The sequence below is a fragment of the Enterocloster lavalensis genome, from assembly GCF_046603895.1.
In the GTDB taxonomy this organism is placed as follows: Bacteria; Bacillota; Clostridia; order Lachnospirales; family Lachnospiraceae; genus Enterocloster; species Enterocloster lavalensis.
This window is the reverse complement of sequence record NZ_CP176637.1, coordinates 1,773,176-1,790,974: the sequence shown is the minus strand read 5'-3', so window position 1 is coordinate 1,790,974 and position 17,799 is coordinate 1,773,176. Positions and strand designations below refer to the sequence as shown.

The window sequence follows — 17,799 nt, the reverse complement described above, 5'->3', positions numbered from 1 at the left end:
CTGGAGATTGTTTCCTGCCGGCCGAGCGTCTTTCCTAAATTGACTGAAAGGGGAATCGTACATTGTCTAAAGTGAGTATGGAACATATCCGCGTTTCCTACGGCAGCCACACGGTTTTGAAGGATTTTTCCCTGACTGTGGAGCCGGGGGAGATCGTGGGAATCGTGGGCCCGTCGGGCTGCGGGAAAACCACCGCCATCCGGGCGCTCTGCGGATTTTTAAACCCTGAGATGGGGGAGATTACGGTCAACGGCAGAACGGTGTTCAGCAAGAAGGAGCGCGTGAACGTCCCGCCGGAAAACCGCAAGATCGGCATCGTTTTCCAGGACTACGCAGTTTGGCCCCACATGAGCGTTTACGACAACGTGGCTTATCCGTTAAAAAAACGGAAAGTGCCCAAGGCAGAGATCGCAAAACGGGTCAGCTACGCCCTGGAGCAGTCCCACATGACCGGGTATGAGAACTACATGCCCTCCCAGCTCTCCGGCGGCCAGCAGCAGCGCGTGGCCATCGCCCGGGCCCTGACCTCCTCGGACGACATCATCGTCATGGACGAGCCCATCACCAACCTGGACGCCAAGCTGAGAGAGGAGATGCTGGTGGAAATCCGCCTCATGCAGTCCCGGCTCAACACCACCATTATCTACATCACCCACGACCAGGAAGCGGCTATGCAGCTCTGCGACCGCATCGTGATCATGCAGAAGGACGGCAGTATTTGCCAGATCGGCACCGACGAGGATATGATCAAGAATCCGGCCAACCGCTTCGTGTTCAGCTTCATCGGCGTGTCCAACTTCATCCCGGTGGTTGAGAAATCCGGCTCCTGGTGTCTGGACATCGGGGAGGGAATCCCCTACAGCGGCGTCCGTCCCAAGGGCATTCTGCCGGGGGTGAAAAATGTCATGGGTATCCGCCCCATGGACATCATTTTCGACGACGAAAGCCCCGTGCGCGGCACCATCGAGCAGTCCGTGTTCCTGGGCAGCCTGTTCAACTACTTTGTGCGGGTGGGAGATCAGGAGCTGCGGGTGCAGAGAAGCACCCTGGACAGCCTGGACGGCAGGGAGTACGCGGAAGGCCAGGAAGTGGGCCTGCGTTTCCTGAATGAGAAGTATTACGACGCAGAGGAGGAGCGTGTATGAGCATGTTCAAGCGCAAGACAAACAGCGATTTGGAGCGGCTGGAAGGCGGCAAGCTGATGAGCCTGGACCGGTTCATGACCCTGCTGTGCTACCTGATTCTGGTGACGGTGGTGATTCTGCCGGTATTTATGATTATCTATTACGCCTTCTGGGACGGGACCAAGATCGATTTCCAGATGTTTTTCAACGTCCTCATGCAGAAGGAAAATTTGGCCGCAATGCGCAATACCCTGGTGATCGCGGTATTATCCACCCTGCTGGCCACGGCGGTGGGCGTGTTTTTCGCCTGGCTTTTGGGCCGCAGCGACATTCCGCTTAAGGGCGTGATGAAGTTTCTCTTCTCCATCCCCTTCATGATCCCGCCGTTTCTGGCGGCCATGGCCTGGGACATGATGTTCTCCGGCCGCGGCGGTTATGTGAACCGCTGGCTGATGTCTGTGTTCAACCTGAGCAAAGCGCCCTTTAACATCAACAGCGTGCTGGGAATCATCGTGATCGAGGTGGTTTACTACTTCCCCTTCGTCTACATGCAGGTGGTCAGCGCCCTGGAGCGCATGGACCCCACCCTGGAGGAGAGCGCGCGCATCGCGGGCGCAAAGCAGCTCTACGTGATCCGCAAGATCACCCTGCCCCTGACCATACCGGCCATTTCCTCGGGCGTACTGCTGGTTCTCATCACCTCCCTGTCCAACTACGGCATCCCCGCCATGCTGGGCTTCTCCCAGAACATTTTCACGCTGCCCACCATGATTGTGGAGAAAATGAACCGGGCGGGCGGTAGCTTCGAGGGCATCCGGCAGGCCACGGCCCTGTCCATCGTCCTGGTTGCTGTGGTGTCCATTGCCCTTCTGGTACAGCGCAAGCTGCTCTCCGTGGGGCGGTACGATATCATCAAGGGCAAGAGCATGCGCCCGGCCCTCATCAAGCTGCGCACCGCAAAATACCCGCTGTTGGTATTTTCCCTGCTGTTTTTAACCCTGGTGGTGCTGGCTCCCCTGGCCATGATCGTGCTGGTGAGCTTCATCAAGGCCTACGGCCTGAACTTTGCCTTTGAAAACTTTACCCTGGCCAACTATCACCGCATCCTGGTGGGCAACAAGATGGTCACGGATTCCGTGGGCAACAGCCTGTTTTTGGGATTCTCCGCGGGTATTATCTGCCTGTTTCTGGGTACCATGCTGGCCTACGTCATTTACAAGGTGCGCCCGAAGGGCAAGGGCATCCTGGAGCTTTTGGCCGTGCTGCCCTACTCCCTGCCCGGAACGGTGCTGGCCATCGGCTGTATCCTGGCCTGGAGCGGCGTATTTATGGGAATCACCCTGTACAACACCATCTGGATCATCCTGGTGGCCTACGTGGCGCGGTATCTGACCTACACGTTAAAATCCAGCTCCGCCGCCCTTCAACAGGTACATATCTCTTTGGAGGAGGCTTCCCGGGCCTGCGGCGCGACCCATCTGGAGTCCCTGCGCGACATCACCCTGCCGCTTATCAAGCCCGCCATGGTATCCGGTTTCTTCTTGGTATTCCTGCCCGCAATGCGCGAGCTGACCACCTCCGTGCTGCTCTACGGACCCAACAGCCGGACCCTGGGCGTGGCCATCTATCAGCTGCGGATCAACGGCCAGATCGCCCCTGCGGCGGCCCTGTCCGTGATCACCATTTTGCTGATTATTATCTGTAACAACGTCGTCAAACATTTCACAAAGGACAGAAAGGGGAGCTGAAGCCATGGATCAAATCGTACTGGAAAATGTCACCAAGACGTTTACCACCAAGGCGCTGGGCACCGTCACGGCCGTGGACCGCTTTAATCTGAAGGTAAAGGAGGGCGAGTGCTTTTCCTTCCTGGGCCCCTCCGGCTGCGGCAAGACCACCACGCTGCGCATGATCGCCGGCTTCGAGGACCTCTCCTTCGGCTCCATCTATCTGGGCGGAAAGGCGGTGTCCGTCAAGGACAAAAATATCTACGTCCCGCCGGAGGACCGGGGGCTGGGTATGGTGTTCCAGGCTTTCGCGGTCTGGCCACACATGAACATTTTCGACAACGTGGCCTTTCCGCTGAAGGTGCAGAAGCGGCCTGAGGCCGAGATAAGGGAGCGGGTCGCCCTGGCCCTGAAGCACTGCAGCCTGGACGGCATGGAAAAGGTGTTCCCCTCCGACCTCTCCGGCGGCCAGCAGCAGCGCATCGCCCTGGCCCGGGCCATCGTGGTGAACCCCAAGGTCATGCTGTTGGACGAGCCATTGTCCAACTTAGACCCGCAGCTGCGGGAGACCATGCGCTTTGAGATCAAAAAGCTGCAAAAGGAATTCGGCTTCACCATCATTTTCGTGACCCACGACCAGTCCGAGGCGATGGCGCTCTCAGACCGGATGCTGGTGATGGACATGGGAAATATCCAGCAGATCGGCACGCCCCTGGAGCTCTACAACAACCCAAAGAACCGGTTTGTGCACAGCTTCCTGGGCCAGTCCAATTTCACCCACGTGAAGATAAAGGGCGGAAAAGCCTACTGCCAGGGCGACAGCTCCCGGGTGGTGTGGGACGCCCCCTCGGGCACAAAGGACGGGGAAATGCTCATGGCCACGCGCCCCAACACCATCGACATCAACCGCAGTGAGGGATTTTGCACCAAAATCATTAAGCGGGTGTTCCGCACCGATTTTGTGGAGTACCTGGTCCAGGTGGGCGACGACGTCCTGCGGGTTCAGACGCCCCACCGCAACCTCTTTTCCGAGGGCGAGGAGTGCTTCCTGCGTTTCCCCAGCCCCATGTGGTATCCCGCCCAGGAGGAGGGAGCCGATGAGGAGCGGGCGAAGCGCATGATCGTGTAGGCTTTGGATCAAAAACAGACGGATAACCAAAGGACCTCGATTCGCTTCGGCGTCTGGAGGCCCTTTTTTTGATATTATAACGGAGCCAATACCTCAAAATCCAGCGTCCCCCGCTCCGTCCCGTTCACAATCAGCGTAACCGAGTGCACGCCCGGATAATGCTTTCTCGTACTGACGTCCGCAAAGGAATGGATTTTCGTGTAAGCTTTTTTGGTACGTTCCTTTAAAGAAAGCTCGGAAATCTGGAAAATCTTCCGGTTCCGCCTGCCGTTCGCCTTCTGATAATCGACCCCGTATTCCAGCCGTACCTTCGCGGCCGCCTCCGTCTCAACCGTGAAGGAGAAGGCCAGCTCCTGCCCGATGGCAACAGAAGCAGCGCCCAGCGCAAAGCCGTAAACCTTCACGCTGCCGGGGTCCGAAAAACCGAAGAGGTCCATCACCTCCCGATTGCCTTTTTTGAGCAGGGTGCGGCAGCCGTGTTTTACAATCCAGTCCGTGCGCTCATCCCTGCCGTACCAGTCCCTGGCGATCCGGGCGACCAGTTCGGGATGGTTTTTGGAGATGTCGTTTAAGTTGTTGGCCACGCTTTTGCGGACGTAGAGCGACGGATCGGCTTTCAGCTGTTCCAGGATCGCCAGCACCGGGGAGGGATCTTTTTGGAAGCGGGACAGCGCCTGTCCCCAGGGAAGCCGGGGGCGGCAGCCCTCGCTGGCCAGCCGCCGGACATGTTCGTTGGCGTGTCTGACCCAGGCGGACATCTGCTCCATCATGCGCGCCTCGTGGCTGATGATAAAGGGCCTCACGGCAAATTCCGAGGAGGAGAAAACGGTATAGCGCTCCAGCGCCGCCATGGATAAATCCCAATGGCGCTCGTCCTGCCCGTAGACTTCCACAAAATCCGGGAAGCACATGAGTGTAAAGTCGTTAAAGCCCTCCGGGTATCCCGCGGCCACCTGATCCAGCACGCCCAGGGCCTGTCCGTAATCGGCGGGCAGATAGTTCCCAAGATTCACGGCGATCTGCCGCATACGGGCCTTCAATTCCAGCGATTCCCAGGTCCCGTCCATCACGCTGCGCACAAAATCATCCGCCTGAAAGGGATGATAGACGGCCTGAATCCGCGAGGCCAGCTCACGGATGGATTCCTCATTATATTTGTTTTTCAGCAATTCAGGCATATAGTTCCCCTTTTAAAATGCATTTGGCCGGGAGTCCCCGCGTGGAACAATGCGGCGGAGGCCCCCGCCATGGTTGTCAGATTCCCATCGTCCGAAAATGGACGTCTGATTTTGATTATACCGTAGAATGTCCGCAAAGACAAAAGAAATTCCCGCACTGCGGCGCGAATGCACCACAACGCGGGAATTTTGTATGCGACAATTTTGTATACGATAATTTTGCCTGCGTGAACCACGAATGTTAAAACTGGAAAATACTGTAAACCCCAACAAAGGCAAACACTACGCTCACCAGCACGCTGACGATGGAGGTCAAAAATAACCGAACGAACAGCTTGTTGGTATCCTGGTCGCCCTTGTCCTTGGTGAAGATGGCGTACTGGGCCATGATGCCTGCGCCGCCGGTGGAGGCGGGGCTGAACGCGGCCAGGAAGGAGGTGATGGTGATGCTGGTGATTAACGGTGCGTACCCAGCGCCGGGGAACTGCTCCAGGATGCCGGTGATGGTGGGGATCAGCGCGGGCATCACCACGCCCGTGGTGGAGCTGAACCAGCTCATAACGCCGGACGCCAGGGCGATGATGGGCTTGACGGTGGAACCGCTCATGATGGAGGTGAGGCCCTCCACCAGGAGGTCGATGCCGCCCAGGGCCTTGACCACCGCCATCAGCATGTTCACGCCGCAGACCAGGATAAAGGTGCCCCAGGGCATGATCTTGATGGCGGCCTTGTCGCTTGCCACGCCGAAGATGCACAGGATGATGGCGGCCAGGGGAGCCGCAAGGCCGATGTTGACGCCGAAGGCGAATACCACGACCACCACGGCCAGGCAGGCCAGAAGGGTCATTTTCTGGTTCCGGTCAAAGGGGCGGACGTCGTCCAGCATGGCCAGCTGTTCCGTTCCCGGCTTGTAAAGCTTGTACAGGAAGAAAAAGCCCAGGGTGAGGACCAGCCATACCAGCGCGCACTCTGCGAATAAGGACCAGGAGAACTGCCCCGCGTAGGGCGTTTCCGCGATCAGGCCTGCCGCGATGATGCCCCCGTTGGCGATGGGGGACATACAGCCTAAGTTGCAGGCCATGGTGATGATCAGACCCATGGCGATCACGTCGATGCCCAGCTCCACGGCCAGGGCGATGCCAAGGGGAAGGATAATGGAGAAGGTGGGGATATTTCCACAGCCCGCGGCCGCCAGGAGAAACGTCATGGCGGAGAGGAGCAGCGGGATACACCAGGTATTTTTGCCTACCATGCGGAGCATTTTTTTGGCCAAAAGGTCCATGGTTCCGTTGTTCACCGCCATACTGAACAAAAATGCGGGGCCCACCAGCGAGATAAACAGGCTGGTGCTGAAGTTGGAGATTACGGTCTTATCCGGTATTCCGCCAATTCTGGCGATGATGAGCGCCATACCCATGGCCAGAAAGCCCATGTTGACCTTTTTCCAGAAGCCCAGAACCAGCACGGCGACGAGAAACAGCAGTGACAGCAAAGCTAAACTATTCATAATGATATATACCTCCCGATTGTAAAGAGACCGCGCCAAAGCGCGGCTCTTTCTTTAGCTGAATGTAACAGGCCGGCAGCTGACTATTTAAATATCGTCCTTATGGGACAGGGAATCGATTTTCGCGTCAAAATCCAGAATGCAGCGGTTGAATTTGTCCGCTTCCAGAAGCGGGAACAGGTGGTGGTTGCACTCCGTGAATTCATAGCAGAGGGCCAGCGGGGAGCGGGTCATGCGGCGCACCGCCTCGTGGCCGGACTCCCAGGCGTCGTGGTAGGCTGAGTGGGAGACAAACGCCGCCACCGGGATGGTCCGGTTTTCCAGGGGCGTCATATTGTCCGTGAAATAGGTGTCCATGTGGTATTCCACACCCACCCACGGCGGAATCTGGAGCATGCTCTCCTGCATGTTGTCCGCGTCCTCCGGCTCCAGCGGGGAGGAGGCCCGGGCTTTGGCTGCATAGGAAACGGGATCGTTGATATAGGGCATCATGCGCTCGTACCAGCCGTCGATATTGTAGTGGCTGGCCTTATGGCTGTTCCAGTCCGCGTCGCTGAAGGCGAACAGGGAAGCGTCCACAAGGATCAGGCCCCGGAGCGCGTGTTCCTCCTGGGTGTTGGCGTAGGTGGCCGCCACGGCCCCGCCCAGGGAGTGGCCCACTAAGAGTACGTCCTGAAGTCCCAGATGATCGATCAGTTCCCGCACGTCCTGGGCCATGCGGACCTGGCGGTTCCCGCCGGGAACCTTCATGGAGCGCCCGTGGCCCCGCAGGTCCAGGCAGATGACCTGGTGTCCTTCGGAGAGAACCGGGACGCTGTGGCGCCACATTTTTAAGGATTCCCCAAAACCGGGCAGAAGCAGAATCGGCTTTCCGCTGCCGTGCATTTCATAGTAAAGCCATAAACCGTCAGATGTCTGAAAAAAATTGTCTTTCGTGGCCAAATCATTCCCCTCCAAACTGTTATCATATTATGTTCATTGTAAAGAGCCGCGACACTTCGTTTACTATTTCAATATAGCACGCGCATGTTTGGAAAGCAAATTCATATTTACTATAAAAAATATGAATTTTAGCCATAGTTTTGCGGCGTGATCTGACAAAAAACATCCCCCTCTGTCATTTGGTGCTTCAGAGGGGGATATCTGTAATTTATGTAAAATCCTTCACGATCTTAATATACTCCTGGGCGTGATACGGCAGATAGCTGCCTTTTCGGTAGGCGGCCACAAAGTCCACTGTGGTGTTGGGGCTTCCCACGGAGAAGCAGCGGACCGGCTGGGTCAGCCGGATATGTTTCAAATGGGTCTCGCAGACAAAGGACAGGCCGTAGCGCTTGCTGACCAGCTCCGCGCCCGCGCTGATGTTGCGGGTCTGCAATTTGATGTGGGGCTGGATCTTGTACTCTTTAAAGAGACGGTTCACGATCTGGCGGGTGCGCTGCTCGGGCAGCTGCACGATAAATGGCTCGTCGGCCGCCAGGCGCAGGTCGAACCAGGGATAGCGGCAGTTCTCCCGCTCCTCGCCCAGTTCGGCCAGGGGATGGTCCTCGGGCATGATCAGGACGATTTCCTCGTGGCTGATAATCTGCCATTCGATGTCAGGGCTTTTCACCGGCAGATTGAAAAACACCAGGTCCGTTTCCCCGCTGAGGATCATGGATTCCAGGACGCCGGAGTTCTCTTCCATAATATCCAAATGCACGTTGGGGTATAAGCTGTTGAAGATGGGAAGGGTGCAGGGCAGCATGTAGGTGCCCCGCATGACCGGGAAGGCCACCTTCAGCACGCCCACGTTGGAGCGCACGATGTCGTTCATCTCCTGGTCCAGTTCCTTCTTGATATTGAGAATCTCCGTGGCCTTGGCAACGTAGCGCTGTCCGGCGTAGGTCAGGGTGAACTTGTTGCCCAGCTTCTTAAACAGCTTCTGGCCCATGTCCGCCTCCAGATGCTGGATGAACTTGGTCAGGGTCGGCTGGGTGATGTAGAGAGAGTCCGCCGCCTTGGTGATATTTTGGTATTTTGCAACAGCGATAATATAGGTAAGGTCTTTAAAATCCATTTCCAATTCCCCCTCACAGAGATGTCTTATTCTTACGGTACAGTATTGGCAGCCCTCAATATCAGGCCGGGTCGACAAAATTATCATATCACAAACTATGGTAAAATACCATAATTTTTATGAAAAATATGAATTAGACTTATAAAGTCGAAGGGGATATAATGAGCCCATACAAAACGGATCGATTCCTTACAATGATAAATTAAATAAAATACATCGAGACAGCCTCTGGAACTGGCGACATAAATCCGGTAAATCGAGCTCAGTAAAATGAACCCGGCAGCAGCCAGTGTGAGAAGAAAGAAATATTTGAGGAGGTAAGGTATGAATTATGAAGTGTTGTCGGTAGTATTTTTGTTTGCGGTCGTGGCGCTGGGGTTCTGGCGCAAGTGCAATATCGGTATCCTGGCGGTGGGTTTTTCCCTGATTATTGGAAAGATCGGCGGGATGTCCAATTCCCAGATTCTAGGAGGTTTTGACGCGAAACTCTTTATCACGCTGGTCGGCGTTACGTTCCTGTTCGGCATCGCCCAGAGCAACGGCACGCTGGAGCTGATCGCCAAGCGGGCGGTGGGACTGGCTGGAAACCGCACCTATCTGGTGCCGGTGATTCTCTTCCTGGTGACCGGCCTTCTGTCGGCCATCGGCCCCGGAAATATTCCGGTAGGAGCGCTGATGACGGTTGTGGCGGTCACCATCGCAGTGGAAATGGGGGAGAATCCCCTGCTGTTCGCCCTGGCGGCCAAGGTTGCGGCCAATGGCTTCACCATCACGCCCCTTGCGCCTGCGGGCGTCCTGACCATGTCCCTGTCGGAGACGGCCGGATATACCGATATCATTATGCCGGTTATGCTCAACGTCATGTTGTGGGCCGTGATCATGATGATCGGATTTTCCATTCATTATAAGATTTACCGCATCAAACCCGGCGCCGTAGCTGTGGGCGGCGCGATCAGCGAGAAAAAGCCGGTCACCCGGGATCAGTGGATTACCATTATCGGCATGTGCGTTATGGTATACCTCGTCATGTTCCGCCGCCTGGACGTGGGCCTCACCTCCTTCTTTGTAGCGGCCGTGCTGATTCTTCTGGGCGTTGCCAAAGAGAAACAGGCCCTGGCCAAGATCCCCTGGGGAACCCTGCTTCTGATCTGCGGCGTGGGCGTTCTGATGAATGTGGTAATTGAAATGGGCGGCATCGACCTGATCTCCGAAGCGCTGTTGGCGATCATGACCCCTGCGACGGCTGCTCCGATCATCGCGTTCATTTCCTCGATCCTGTCGTTCTTCAGCAGCACCACCGGCGTGGTAATCCCCACCATGGTCCCCACCATCGGAACCATCGTGGATTCCCTGGGAACGGGAAGCGCCGGATTTATCAGCCTGACCAGCGTAATGATTTCCTCATCCCTGTCCTCCGCGTTCAGCCCCGCATCCACCGGAGGCGGCCTGATCCTGGCTGCTTACATGGCGGCCTCCAATTCGGAGAATAAGGAGCAGGAGCAGCAGAAGCTGTTCGGACGGCTGTTTATGATTGCCATTGCCTGCGTAATCGCCAACATTATTCTGTCGGCCGTGGGCGTATACGGAATTATTAAATAAAGGAGAAAACAAAAATGGACAGAACAAACCCGATTCCCTGCACCGTGATGCGGGGAGGAACCAGTAAAGGACTGTATTTTTTAAAGAAGGATCTGCCGGAGGATGGACAGCAGCGGGACGCACTGCTCATGCGGATCATGGGAAGTCCGGACCCCAAGCAGATCGACGGCCTGGGAGGGGCCGCCTCGGTGACCAGCAAGGTGGCAATCGTTTCCAGGTCCGAGCGGCCCGGGGTGGACGTGGACTACACCTTTGCCCAGGTCGCCGTGGATAAGCCCCTGGTCAGCTACAAGGGCAACTGCGGCAACATTTCCTCCGGCGTCGGCCCATTCGCCCTGGAGAAGGGATTGGTCAATCCCAAAGAGCCGGTGACCACCGTTCGGATCTACAATACCAACACCGATAAGGTGATCGAGGTCCAGGTACAGGTGGAGAACGGCAGAGTACAATACGACGGCGACTTTGCCATTGCAGGCGTGCCGGGCACAGCGGCTCCCATCAAGCTGAGCTTTCTCGATCCCATGGGCTCCGTGACCGGAAAGCTGCTGCCCACGGGAAATGCCTCGGACATGTTGGATATCCCCGGCTTCGGCCAGGTTGAGGTCTCCATCGTGGACGCCGCTAACCCGCTGGTATTTGTGCCCGCAAAAGCCGTGGGACTGTCGGGGACCGAGCTTCCGGCGCAGATCGACGGCGACCCGGAAATGCTCCGGCTTCTGGAGACTGTCAGAGGGGCTGCGGCTTTAAAACTGGGATTTGTTTCCAGTATCGAGCGCTCCGCCTGGGAAAGCCCGGCGGTGCCCAAAATGACCATTGTGGCGGAATCCAAGGATTATGAAGCGACCTCCGGCACGGCCATCAGCCAGGATCAGATCGACCTGACGGCCCGGATGATGTCCATGCAGAAAACCCATCCCACCTACGCCATGACCGGAGCCATGTGTACCGCGGCTGCGGCTGTGATCCCGGGAACCGTGGTCAACCGCGCCCTGAGAATGGATGCGGACCCGGAACGTCTGCGCATCGGCCATCCCGGCGGAATTCTGGAAGCGGGAGTGGAATTTGAACCTGAAAACGGCTCGGTACGCATCGTCAAAACCTCCGGTTTCAGAACCGCGCACCTTCTGATGGAAGGGAAAACATACTGTTAAAAAAATTTTAAAAAATGCCGAATAGAGAGCTGAAAGTTAGACATACTAACCGTGTAACCAAAAAAGCTTTTTAGGAGGTAAAAAAATGAACAACAGAAATAACTTCAACAATGACGCTGAGAATTACAGCAGCCAGAACAGCTCCCAGAACAGCAGCCGTAACAATTCTCAGAACAGCTCTCAGAACAACAGCCAGAACAGTTCTCAGAACTCCTCTCAGAACAGCAGCCGCAACAGTTCTCAGAACAGCTCTCAGAACAGCAGCCGCAACAGCTCTCAGAACAACGAGCGCTAATTATAGCGGATTATTCCGGCGGTTTTCAATCGAGAACACGATGAGCAGAACCCGGTTTGTGATGAACGTCACAGGCCGGGTTTTTTCAGCTGCGCCCACGGCCTCTTTCCGGGTCCGGCCGGGCTCTCACGCTTCAGAGACAGGTCTCATATAATGATAGTAGTACATGGCCTGTCTCGGATGTCCGGGCCGGAAAGGATGGAATATTATGGAATTTCCAATGATATCATACAGAGAACTGGATCAGTGGCTGGAACAGGGAGGCGCTTTTTTGCTGGTGGATTTGAGAGAGCCGCATCAGTACAACCGGGAACGGATCTGGGGCAGCATAAACATACCCTACGAGGAGCTGGAACAGCGCCTTGACGAGCTGCCGAAGGATTACACCCTGGTATTTTACTGCGACCGGGGAGCCAAGAGCATGCTGGCCTGCCGGGATCTGGGGAGAATGGGTTACCGCTGTGTGGATCTGGCCGGAGGAATGCTCTATTACCGGGGAAAATTCATTGACAGAAGGGCCCCAGGGGCTATAGAATAGAGAGGTGAAAAATACGGGAAAAGAGGAGAAACCGCATGAAACTCATGTTTGCATCCGATATACACGGCTCCGCCTTCTACTGCAGGCGGATGCTGGAACTCTATAAAAATTCGGGGGCGGAGCGCCTGGTGCTGCTGGGCGACATTCTGTACCACGGCCCGAGGAACGACCTCCCCAGGGAGTATGCGCCCAAGGAGGTCATCGCCATGTTAAATCCCCTTAAAGATGAACTTCTGGCAGTGCGCGGAAACTGCGACACCGAGGTGGACCAGATGGTGCTGGAGTTCCCGATTCTGGCGGACTACTGCCTCCTGATGGTGGGACAAACGCGCATGTACGCCACCCACGGCCATGTATACAACGAGAACCATCTGCCGCCCTTAACGGACGGGGACGCGCTGATTCACGGCCACACCCACCTGCTGGAGGCCAAGGAGATCACCGCAGAGGACGGGAGGCGTATAAAGATACTCAACCCCGGCTCCGTGTCCATTCCCAAGGGCGGGAATCCGGCCACCTACGCGCTGCTGGAGGACGGAGTGTTTACGATTCTGACCCTGGACGGGGAAATTGTCAGGCAGATCAGCCTGTAGAGAAAGAGTGAGGAACGAAGATTGAAACGTACATTTGAACTGATCGCCCCCTGCCATTTCGGCCTGGAGGCTGTGTTGAAGAAAGAGATACTGGACCTGGGCTATGAGATTTCCCTGGTGGAGGACGGAAGAGTGACCTTTATCGGCGACGAGGAGGCCGTCTGCCGGGCCAACGTGTTTTTGCGCACCGCGGAGCGGGTGCTCTTAAAGGTGGGCTCCTTTGAGGCCAGAACCTTTGAGGAGCTGTTCCAGGGGACCCGGGAGATTCCGTGGGAGGAGTATATACCCCAGGATGGAAAATTCTGGGTGGCCAAGGCGTCCTCCATCAAGAGCAAGCTGTTCAGCCCGTCGGACATCCAGTCCATTATGAAAAAGGCCATGGTGGAGCGGATGAAGGGCCATTACAACGTGACCTGGTTCCCGGAGGACGGGGCCAGCTTTCCGCTGCGTGTTTTTCTGTACAAGGACGTGGTGACCGTCGGAATCGACACCAGCGGCGACTCCCTGCACAAGCGGGGCTACCGCACCCTGACGGCCAAGGCCCCCATCACGGAGACCCTGGCCGCGGCGCTGATCCTTCTGACCCCCTGGAACCGGGACCGGATTCTGGTGGATCCCTTCTGCGGCAGCGGAACCTTCCCCATCGAGGCGGCTATGATGGCGGCCAACATGGCCCCCGGCATGAACCGCTCCTTTTTGGCGGAGGACTGGAAGAGCCTGGTGCCGCGCAAATTCTGGTACGAGGTCATGGACGAGGCGAATGAATTAGTGGAGCGGGACGTGAAGGTGGATATCCAGGGCTATGACATCGACGGCGATATCGTGAAGGCGGCCAGGGCCAACGCGGCCCAGGCTGGGGTGGATCACATGATTCATTTCCAGGAGCGGCCGGTGAGCGCGCTGAGCCACCCCAAAAAGTACGGGTTCGTGATTTCCAATCCCCCTTACGGCGAGCGCCTTGAGGACAAAGCCAGCCTTCCGGCGCTGTACCGGGAGATCGGGGAGCGTTACCGCGCGCTGGACGCTTGGTCCATGTATCTGATCACGTCCTACGAGGATGCGGAGAAATACATCGGGCGGAAGGCGGACAAAAACCGCAAGATTTATAACGGGATGCTTAAGACCTATTTTTACCAGTTTATGGGCCCCAGGCCTCCCAGACGGAATCAGGAGAACTGAACTATTGAGACAGAAACAGAATAGAAGGAAATCCAGGAGCCGCAGCCTCTGTCTGGCCCTGGCCCTCAGCCTGGGACTGACCGCAGGGTGCAGCCGCTGGCAGCCGGACGGCGGCAGCGGCGCGCAGGCACAGCAGAACGGCGGCGCGGAAAGCGGAAATGCAGACGGCGGCGGAAACGGGTGGAATCCGGGCGGCGTGGATGGCGGCACGGGAAGCGGAGCGGCAGGCGGCGGAAACGGAGCAGGCGGCGGAGCGTCGAACATCGGAAACGGTGCAGCAAATGGCGCGGCGAACGGAGGGACCGGCGCGGCAGGCGGCGGAAACGGCGTGGGCGGCGGTGCGGGAAGCGGAGCGAACGGCGGAGGAAACGGTGCTGCGAACGGCGGAAACGGAGCAGGCGGCGGAGCGTCGAACAGCGGAAACGGTGCGGCAAACGGCGCGAACGGCGGGACCGGAGCGGCGGGCGGCGGAAACGGCGTGGGCGGCGGTACGGGAAGCGGCGCAAATAGCGGCGGGACCGGAGCGGCGGGCGGCGGAAACGGCACCGGCGGCAAAACCGGCGGCAAGTCAGACGCTTCCCCAGACGGCCAGCCCCCCTGTGCGGAAATCATCCACCGGGACCAGGAGGCGCAGAGCGGTGGGGGAGACGTGAAGCTGCCGTCCTCCTTCGACTACCGGAAAATGGGCCGCGCCCCCCAGATCGGCAACCAGGGTTCCCTGGGAACCTGCTGGGCGTTCGCATCCTTAAAGGCGCTGGAGTCCTCCCTGCTCCCGGGCAAGCCCCTGGAGCTGTCCGTGGATCACATGACCATGCACAACAGCTTTTCCATGTCCCAGGACGCTGGCGGGGAGTACACCATGTCCATGGCCTACCTGTTGGCCTGGCAGGGCCCGGTGCTGGAGTCGGAGGACCCTTACGGGGACGGCTACTCCCCGGACGGCTTAAAGCCCTGCCTTCACGTGCAGGACATCCAGATTCTGCCGGCCAAGGATTATGAGGCCATCAAGCAGGCCGTGTACCGTTACGGGGGCGTTCAGAGCTCCCTCTACACCTCCATGCGCAACTACCAGAGCGAGTCGGTGTATTACAACCGCACCACAAACTCCTACTGTTACATCGGCGACGAGAAGCCCAATCACGATTCCGTGATCATCGGCTGGGACGACAATTACTCCAAGGACAATTTTAACATGGGCCTGGAGGGAGACGGGGCGTTCATCTGCACCAACAGCTGGGGCGAGGATTTTGGAGACCAGGGATATTTCTATGTCTCCTACTACGACACCAACATCGGCGTGCACAACATCGTGTATACAGGCGTGGAGCCGGTGGACAACTACGATCACAATTACCAGAGCGATCTGTGCGGCTGGGTGGGGCAGATCGGCTATGGCCGGGACAGCGCCTGGTTTGCCAACGCATACACCGCCGGAAAAGGGGAGAACCTGGAGGCGGCGGGATTTTACGCCACGGACCAGAACACGGACTACGAAATATACGTGGCCAGACATCTGGGAGAGAAGGCAGACCAAACCTTCGGACAGCGGGTGAAGATGGCGGAGGGACGGCTGCGCTACGCCGGTTTTTACACCATACCGCTGGATCAAAAAATAGTATTGGATGACGGCGAAAAATTTGCTATAATAGTGAAAATAACAACTCCGGGAACCGTCCACCCCGTGGCGATTGAGTACGACGCCGGGGACGGGATGGCCGAGATTGATTTGAGCGACGGGGAGGGGTATCTGAGCTTTGACGGCGACAAATGGGAGCACGTGGAGGAAACTCAGAAGTGCAATGTCTGCCTGAAGGCCTACACCTCCAACCGATAGAAAGCAGGATTATACCAATGGAAGATAAAATTGTTTTTGCCACCGGAAATGAAGGGAAAATGCGGGAGATCCGCAGCATTTTATCCGATCTGGGACTGCCGGTGCTCTCCATGAAGGAGGCCGGTGTTTCCCTGGAGATCGAGGAGAACGGGACTACCTTCGGCGAGAACGCCGAGATCAAGGCCAGGGCCGTCTGGGAACAGACCGGCGGCATCGTGCTGGCCGACGATTCCGGTCTGGTGGTGGACTATCTGGGCGGCGAGCCCGGCATTTACTCCGCCCGCTATCTGGGCGAGGACACCTCCTACGAGGTGAAGAACCGAACCATTATCGACCGCCTGAAGGAGGCCCGGGAAGAGGAGCGCAGCGCCCGTTTTGTCTGCAACATCGCGGCGGTGCTGCCGGACGGAAGCGTGCTGCACACCGAGGAGACCATGGAGGGAAGAATCGCCGGGGAGGCCGCGGGAAGCGGCGGATTCGGCTACGATCCCATTTTGTGGCTTCCGGAATTTGGAAAGACATCGGCGGAGATTACCATGGATGAGAAAAACCGGATCAGTCACCGCGGCAAGGCGCTGCGGGCCATGAGAGAAGCGTTGGTCAACTGGCTGGGAAAGGATAAGGGATGAAGATACTGATAGTGAGCGATACCCATCGCAAGGACGTGAATCTGAAGGAAATACTGGAGCGCAGCGGCCGGTTGGATATGCTGATCCACTTAGGAGATGCGGAGGGGAGCGAGCAGGAGATCGCCTCCTGGGTCAACGAGGGCTGCGATCTGGAATTTGTGCTGGGAAACAATGACTTTTTCTCCAATCTGGACCGGGAAAAGGATATCATGATCGGCCGTTACCGGGTTCTCTTGACCCACGGCCACTATTACAGCGTGTCCCTGGGACCGGAGCGCCTGATCAAGGAGGCGCGGGCCGGGGGATTTGATATCGTCATGTACGGCCACACACACCGTCCGTTTTACGAGGTGGACAAAAAGGACGGGGACAAGGACCTGATCGTTCTGAATCCCGGCAGCCTTTCCTACCCGCGCCAGGACGGACACCGCCCGTCCTATATGCTGATGGACATCGACCGGGGCGGGGAGGCCCATTTCTCACTGAATTATCTGGAGAGGTGAAGGTTCCTTGGCCGGAGGTGGCTGCGGAAAAAGAAGGTTTTTAATTGATGAAACATGCTTGGCAAACATATGTTTATAAGTTAAAATATTCATAGGGAACAATCATGTTATTACAAGGTGTTGGCCTTCCATTTTACATAAGATGGGAGGTGGTGCGAATGAAATTTGATTTCAAAGACCTAATGGCCTTTGGTATGTTCATTCTCGCATTGCTGACCTTTATCTTAAAGATTAGTCAGTAGCGTTTTCTAAGTCCTGGAGACAGGCGCAGAAAAACCACCCTTGTAAACTTGGCGGTTGAAAGGGTGGCAATTCTGTCAGTTGAGTATTCGGCCAACCTCTTGTGTGAGGTGGTTGTTCCTTTTTTATTACATTTATATTATAATCAATCCATTTCTGAAATTCAAGCAATTTTAAGAAAAACTTGTTGATGATTTTGCTTGAATGCGGAGGTGGCTGTGGAAAAAATATTTGAAATCCAGTTGACAAGAGCAAAGGCATGGTATATAATAATTTTTGCGTCGCGAGACGGGGAAATACAGGTATACCTTGCCTGACACCGGGGTGTGGCTCAGCTTGGCTAGAGCGCCTGGTTTGGGACCAGGAAGTCGCAGGTTCGAATCCTGTCACCCCGACTTGAAGATATGCAGGTGTAGTTCAATGGTAGAACACTAGCCTTCCAAGCTAGATACGTGGGTTCGATTCCCATCACCTGCTCTTATAAAAAACTGGGAAACCTTGTGATAGCGAGGTT

16 protein-coding genes and 2 tRNA genes are annotated in these 17,799 nt (G+C 56.6%); 14 read left to right on the top strand and 4 right to left on the bottom strand.

Going from position 1 to position 17,799, the window contains the following annotated elements; translation table 11 throughout:
• Window positions 1-71 precede the first annotated feature (71 nt).
• Genes ACK2JC_RS07850 through ACK2JC_RS07840 form a run of 3 tightly spaced genes read left to right on the top strand, consistent with a single transcriptional unit; the run spans window position 72 to window position 3,980 of the window.
• The gene (locus tag ACK2JC_RS07850) at window positions 72-1,145 is read left to right on the top strand and encodes an ABC transporter ATP-binding protein (protein WP_320936728.1); all 1,074 of its coding nucleotides are present in this window, start codon (window positions 72-74) and stop codon (window positions 1,143-1,145) included.
• The gene (locus ACK2JC_RS07845; protein ID WP_320936723.1) at window positions 1,142-2,872 is read left to right on the top strand and encodes an iron ABC transporter permease; all 1,731 of its coding nucleotides are present in this window, start codon (window positions 1,142-1,144) and stop codon (window positions 2,870-2,872) included. Before ACK2JC_RS07850 ends, ACK2JC_RS07845 begins: the two co-directional genes overlap by 4 nt.
• Window positions 2,873-2,876: 4 nt before the next feature.
• Window positions 2,877-3,980, top strand: a complete 1,104-nt coding sequence (locus ACK2JC_RS07840) for an ABC transporter ATP-binding protein (protein WP_320936722.1) — start codon at window positions 2,877-2,879, stop codon at window positions 3,978-3,980.
• Window positions 3,981-4,054: 74 nt separating this feature from the next.
• Here ACK2JC_RS07840 and ACK2JC_RS07835 read toward each other — a convergent pair whose 3' ends face one another.
• From ACK2JC_RS07835 to ACK2JC_RS07820, 4 genes are all read right to left on the bottom strand, one after another.
• Complete coding sequence (locus ACK2JC_RS07835) at window positions 4,055-5,158, bottom strand: DNA alkylation repair protein (RefSeq protein WP_320936721.1); 1,104 nt, start codon at window positions 5,156-5,158, stop codon at window positions 4,055-4,057.
• 241 nt (window positions 5,159-5,399) lie between these two features.
• Window positions 5,400-6,665, bottom strand: a complete 1,266-nt coding sequence (locus ACK2JC_RS07830) for an SLC13 family permease (RefSeq protein ID WP_092367756.1) — start codon at window positions 6,663-6,665, stop codon at window positions 5,400-5,402.
• 87 nt (window positions 6,666-6,752) lie between these two features.
• Window positions 6,753-7,607: an alpha/beta hydrolase gene (locus ACK2JC_RS07825; protein ID WP_092367759.1), complete on the bottom strand. Its 855-nt coding sequence runs from the start codon at window positions 7,605-7,607 to the stop codon at window positions 6,753-6,755.
• Window positions 7,608-7,815: 208 nt separating this feature from the next.
• Window positions 7,816-8,724 carry a LysR substrate-binding domain-containing protein gene (locus ACK2JC_RS07820; protein WP_411338470.1) on the bottom strand — a complete coding sequence of 303 codons (909 nt, stop codon included), beginning with the start codon at window positions 8,722-8,724 and terminating at the stop codon, window positions 7,816-7,818.
• A gap of 324 nt (window positions 8,725-9,048) precedes the next feature.
• Here ACK2JC_RS07820 and ACK2JC_RS07815 point away from each other — a divergent pair, with 324 nt between their 5' ends.
• From ACK2JC_RS07815 to ACK2JC_RS07765, 11 genes are all read left to right on the top strand, one after another.
• A complete protein-coding gene (locus ACK2JC_RS07815) occupies window positions 9,049-10,323 on the top strand; it encodes an SLC13 family permease (RefSeq protein WP_276951861.1) in 1,275 nt (424 codons plus the stop codon).
• A gap of 14 nt (window positions 10,324-10,337) precedes the next feature.
• Window positions 10,338-11,474, top strand: coding sequence for a 2-methylaconitate cis-trans isomerase PrpF family protein (locus ACK2JC_RS07810; RefSeq protein ID WP_320936720.1), 1,137 nt, complete (start codon window positions 10,338-10,340; stop codon window positions 11,472-11,474).
• An 85-nt stretch (window positions 11,475-11,559) separates the two neighbouring features.
• Window positions 11,560-11,769 (top strand): hypothetical protein, encoded by a 210-nt coding sequence (locus ACK2JC_RS07805; RefSeq protein WP_092367771.1) that lies wholly within the window; start codon window positions 11,560-11,562, stop codon window positions 11,767-11,769.
• Between the two features lie 205 nt (window positions 11,770-11,974).
• On the top strand, window positions 11,975-12,307 hold the full coding sequence (locus ACK2JC_RS07800) for a rhodanese-like domain-containing protein (RefSeq protein WP_092367970.1): 333 nt from the start codon (window positions 11,975-11,977) through the stop codon (window positions 12,305-12,307).
• Between the two features lie 35 nt (window positions 12,308-12,342).
• Complete coding sequence (gene yfcE, locus ACK2JC_RS07795) at window positions 12,343-12,900, top strand: phosphodiesterase (protein WP_107434615.1); 558 nt, start codon at window positions 12,343-12,345, stop codon at window positions 12,898-12,900.
• A gap of 21 nt (window positions 12,901-12,921) precedes the next feature.
• The gene (locus ACK2JC_RS07790; RefSeq protein WP_320936718.1) at window positions 12,922-14,079 is read left to right on the top strand and encodes a class I SAM-dependent RNA methyltransferase; all 1,158 of its coding nucleotides are present in this window, start codon (window positions 12,922-12,924) and stop codon (window positions 14,077-14,079) included.
• 4 nt (window positions 14,080-14,083) lie between these two features.
• A complete protein-coding gene (locus ACK2JC_RS07785) occupies window positions 14,084-15,913 on the top strand; it encodes a lectin like domain-containing protein (protein WP_320936717.1) in 1,830 nt (609 codons plus the stop codon).
• Between the two features lie 17 nt (window positions 15,914-15,930).
• Entirely contained in the window at window positions 15,931-16,542 is a 612-nt protein-coding gene (rdgB, locus tag ACK2JC_RS07780; protein WP_320936716.1) for an RdgB/HAM1 family non-canonical purine NTP pyrophosphatase, read from the top strand.
• The gene (locus ACK2JC_RS07775; protein ID WP_320936715.1) at window positions 16,539-17,045 is read left to right on the top strand and encodes a metallophosphoesterase; all 507 of its coding nucleotides are present in this window, start codon (window positions 16,539-16,541) and stop codon (window positions 17,043-17,045) included. Before rdgB ends, ACK2JC_RS07775 begins: the two co-directional genes overlap by 4 nt.
• 560 nt (window positions 17,046-17,605) lie before the next feature.
• Window positions 17,606-17,680, top strand: a tRNA-Pro gene (locus ACK2JC_RS07770).
• An 11-nt stretch (window positions 17,681-17,691) separates the two neighbouring features.
• A tRNA-Gly gene (locus ACK2JC_RS07765) sits at window positions 17,692-17,762 on the top strand.
• Window positions 17,763-17,799: the final 37 nt, after the last annotated feature.

Bases quoted from the DNA above. Each gene is read 5' to 3' on its own strand.
- ACK2JC_RS07845 (WP_320936723.1), top strand. From the start codon at position 1,142: ATGAGCATGTTCAAGCGCAAGACAAACAGCGATTTGGAGCGGCTGGAA.
- ACK2JC_RS07840 (WP_320936722.1), top strand. From the start codon at position 2,877: ATGGATCAAATCGTACTGGAAAATGTCACCAAGACGTTTACCACCAAG.
- ACK2JC_RS07835 (WP_320936721.1), bottom strand. From the start codon at position 5,158: ATGCCTGAATTGCTGAAAAACAAATATAATGAGGAATCCATCCGTGAG.
- ACK2JC_RS07830 (WP_092367756.1), bottom strand. From the start codon at position 6,665: ATGAATAGTTTAGCTTTGCTGTCACTGCTGTTTCTCGTCGCCGTGCTG.
- ACK2JC_RS07820 (WP_411338470.1), bottom strand. From the start codon at position 8,724: ATGGATTTTAAAGACCTTACCTATATTATCGCTGTTGCAAAATACCAA.
- ACK2JC_RS07815 (WP_276951861.1), top strand. From the start codon at position 9,049: ATGAATTATGAAGTGTTGTCGGTAGTATTTTTGTTTGCGGTCGTGGCG.
- ACK2JC_RS07810 (WP_320936720.1), top strand. From the start codon at position 10,338: ATGGACAGAACAAACCCGATTCCCTGCACCGTGATGCGGGGAGGAACC.
- ACK2JC_RS07805 (WP_092367771.1), top strand. From the start codon at position 11,560: ATGAACAACAGAAATAACTTCAACAATGACGCTGAGAATTACAGCAGC.
- yfcE (WP_107434615.1), top strand. From the start codon at position 12,343: ATGAAACTCATGTTTGCATCCGATATACACGGCTCCGCCTTCTACTGC.
- rdgB (WP_320936716.1), top strand. From the start codon at position 15,931: ATGGAAGATAAAATTGTTTTTGCCACCGGAAATGAAGGGAAAATGCGG.
- ACK2JC_RS07775 (WP_320936715.1), top strand. From the start codon at position 16,539: ATGAAGATACTGATAGTGAGCGATACCCATCGCAAGGACGTGAATCTG.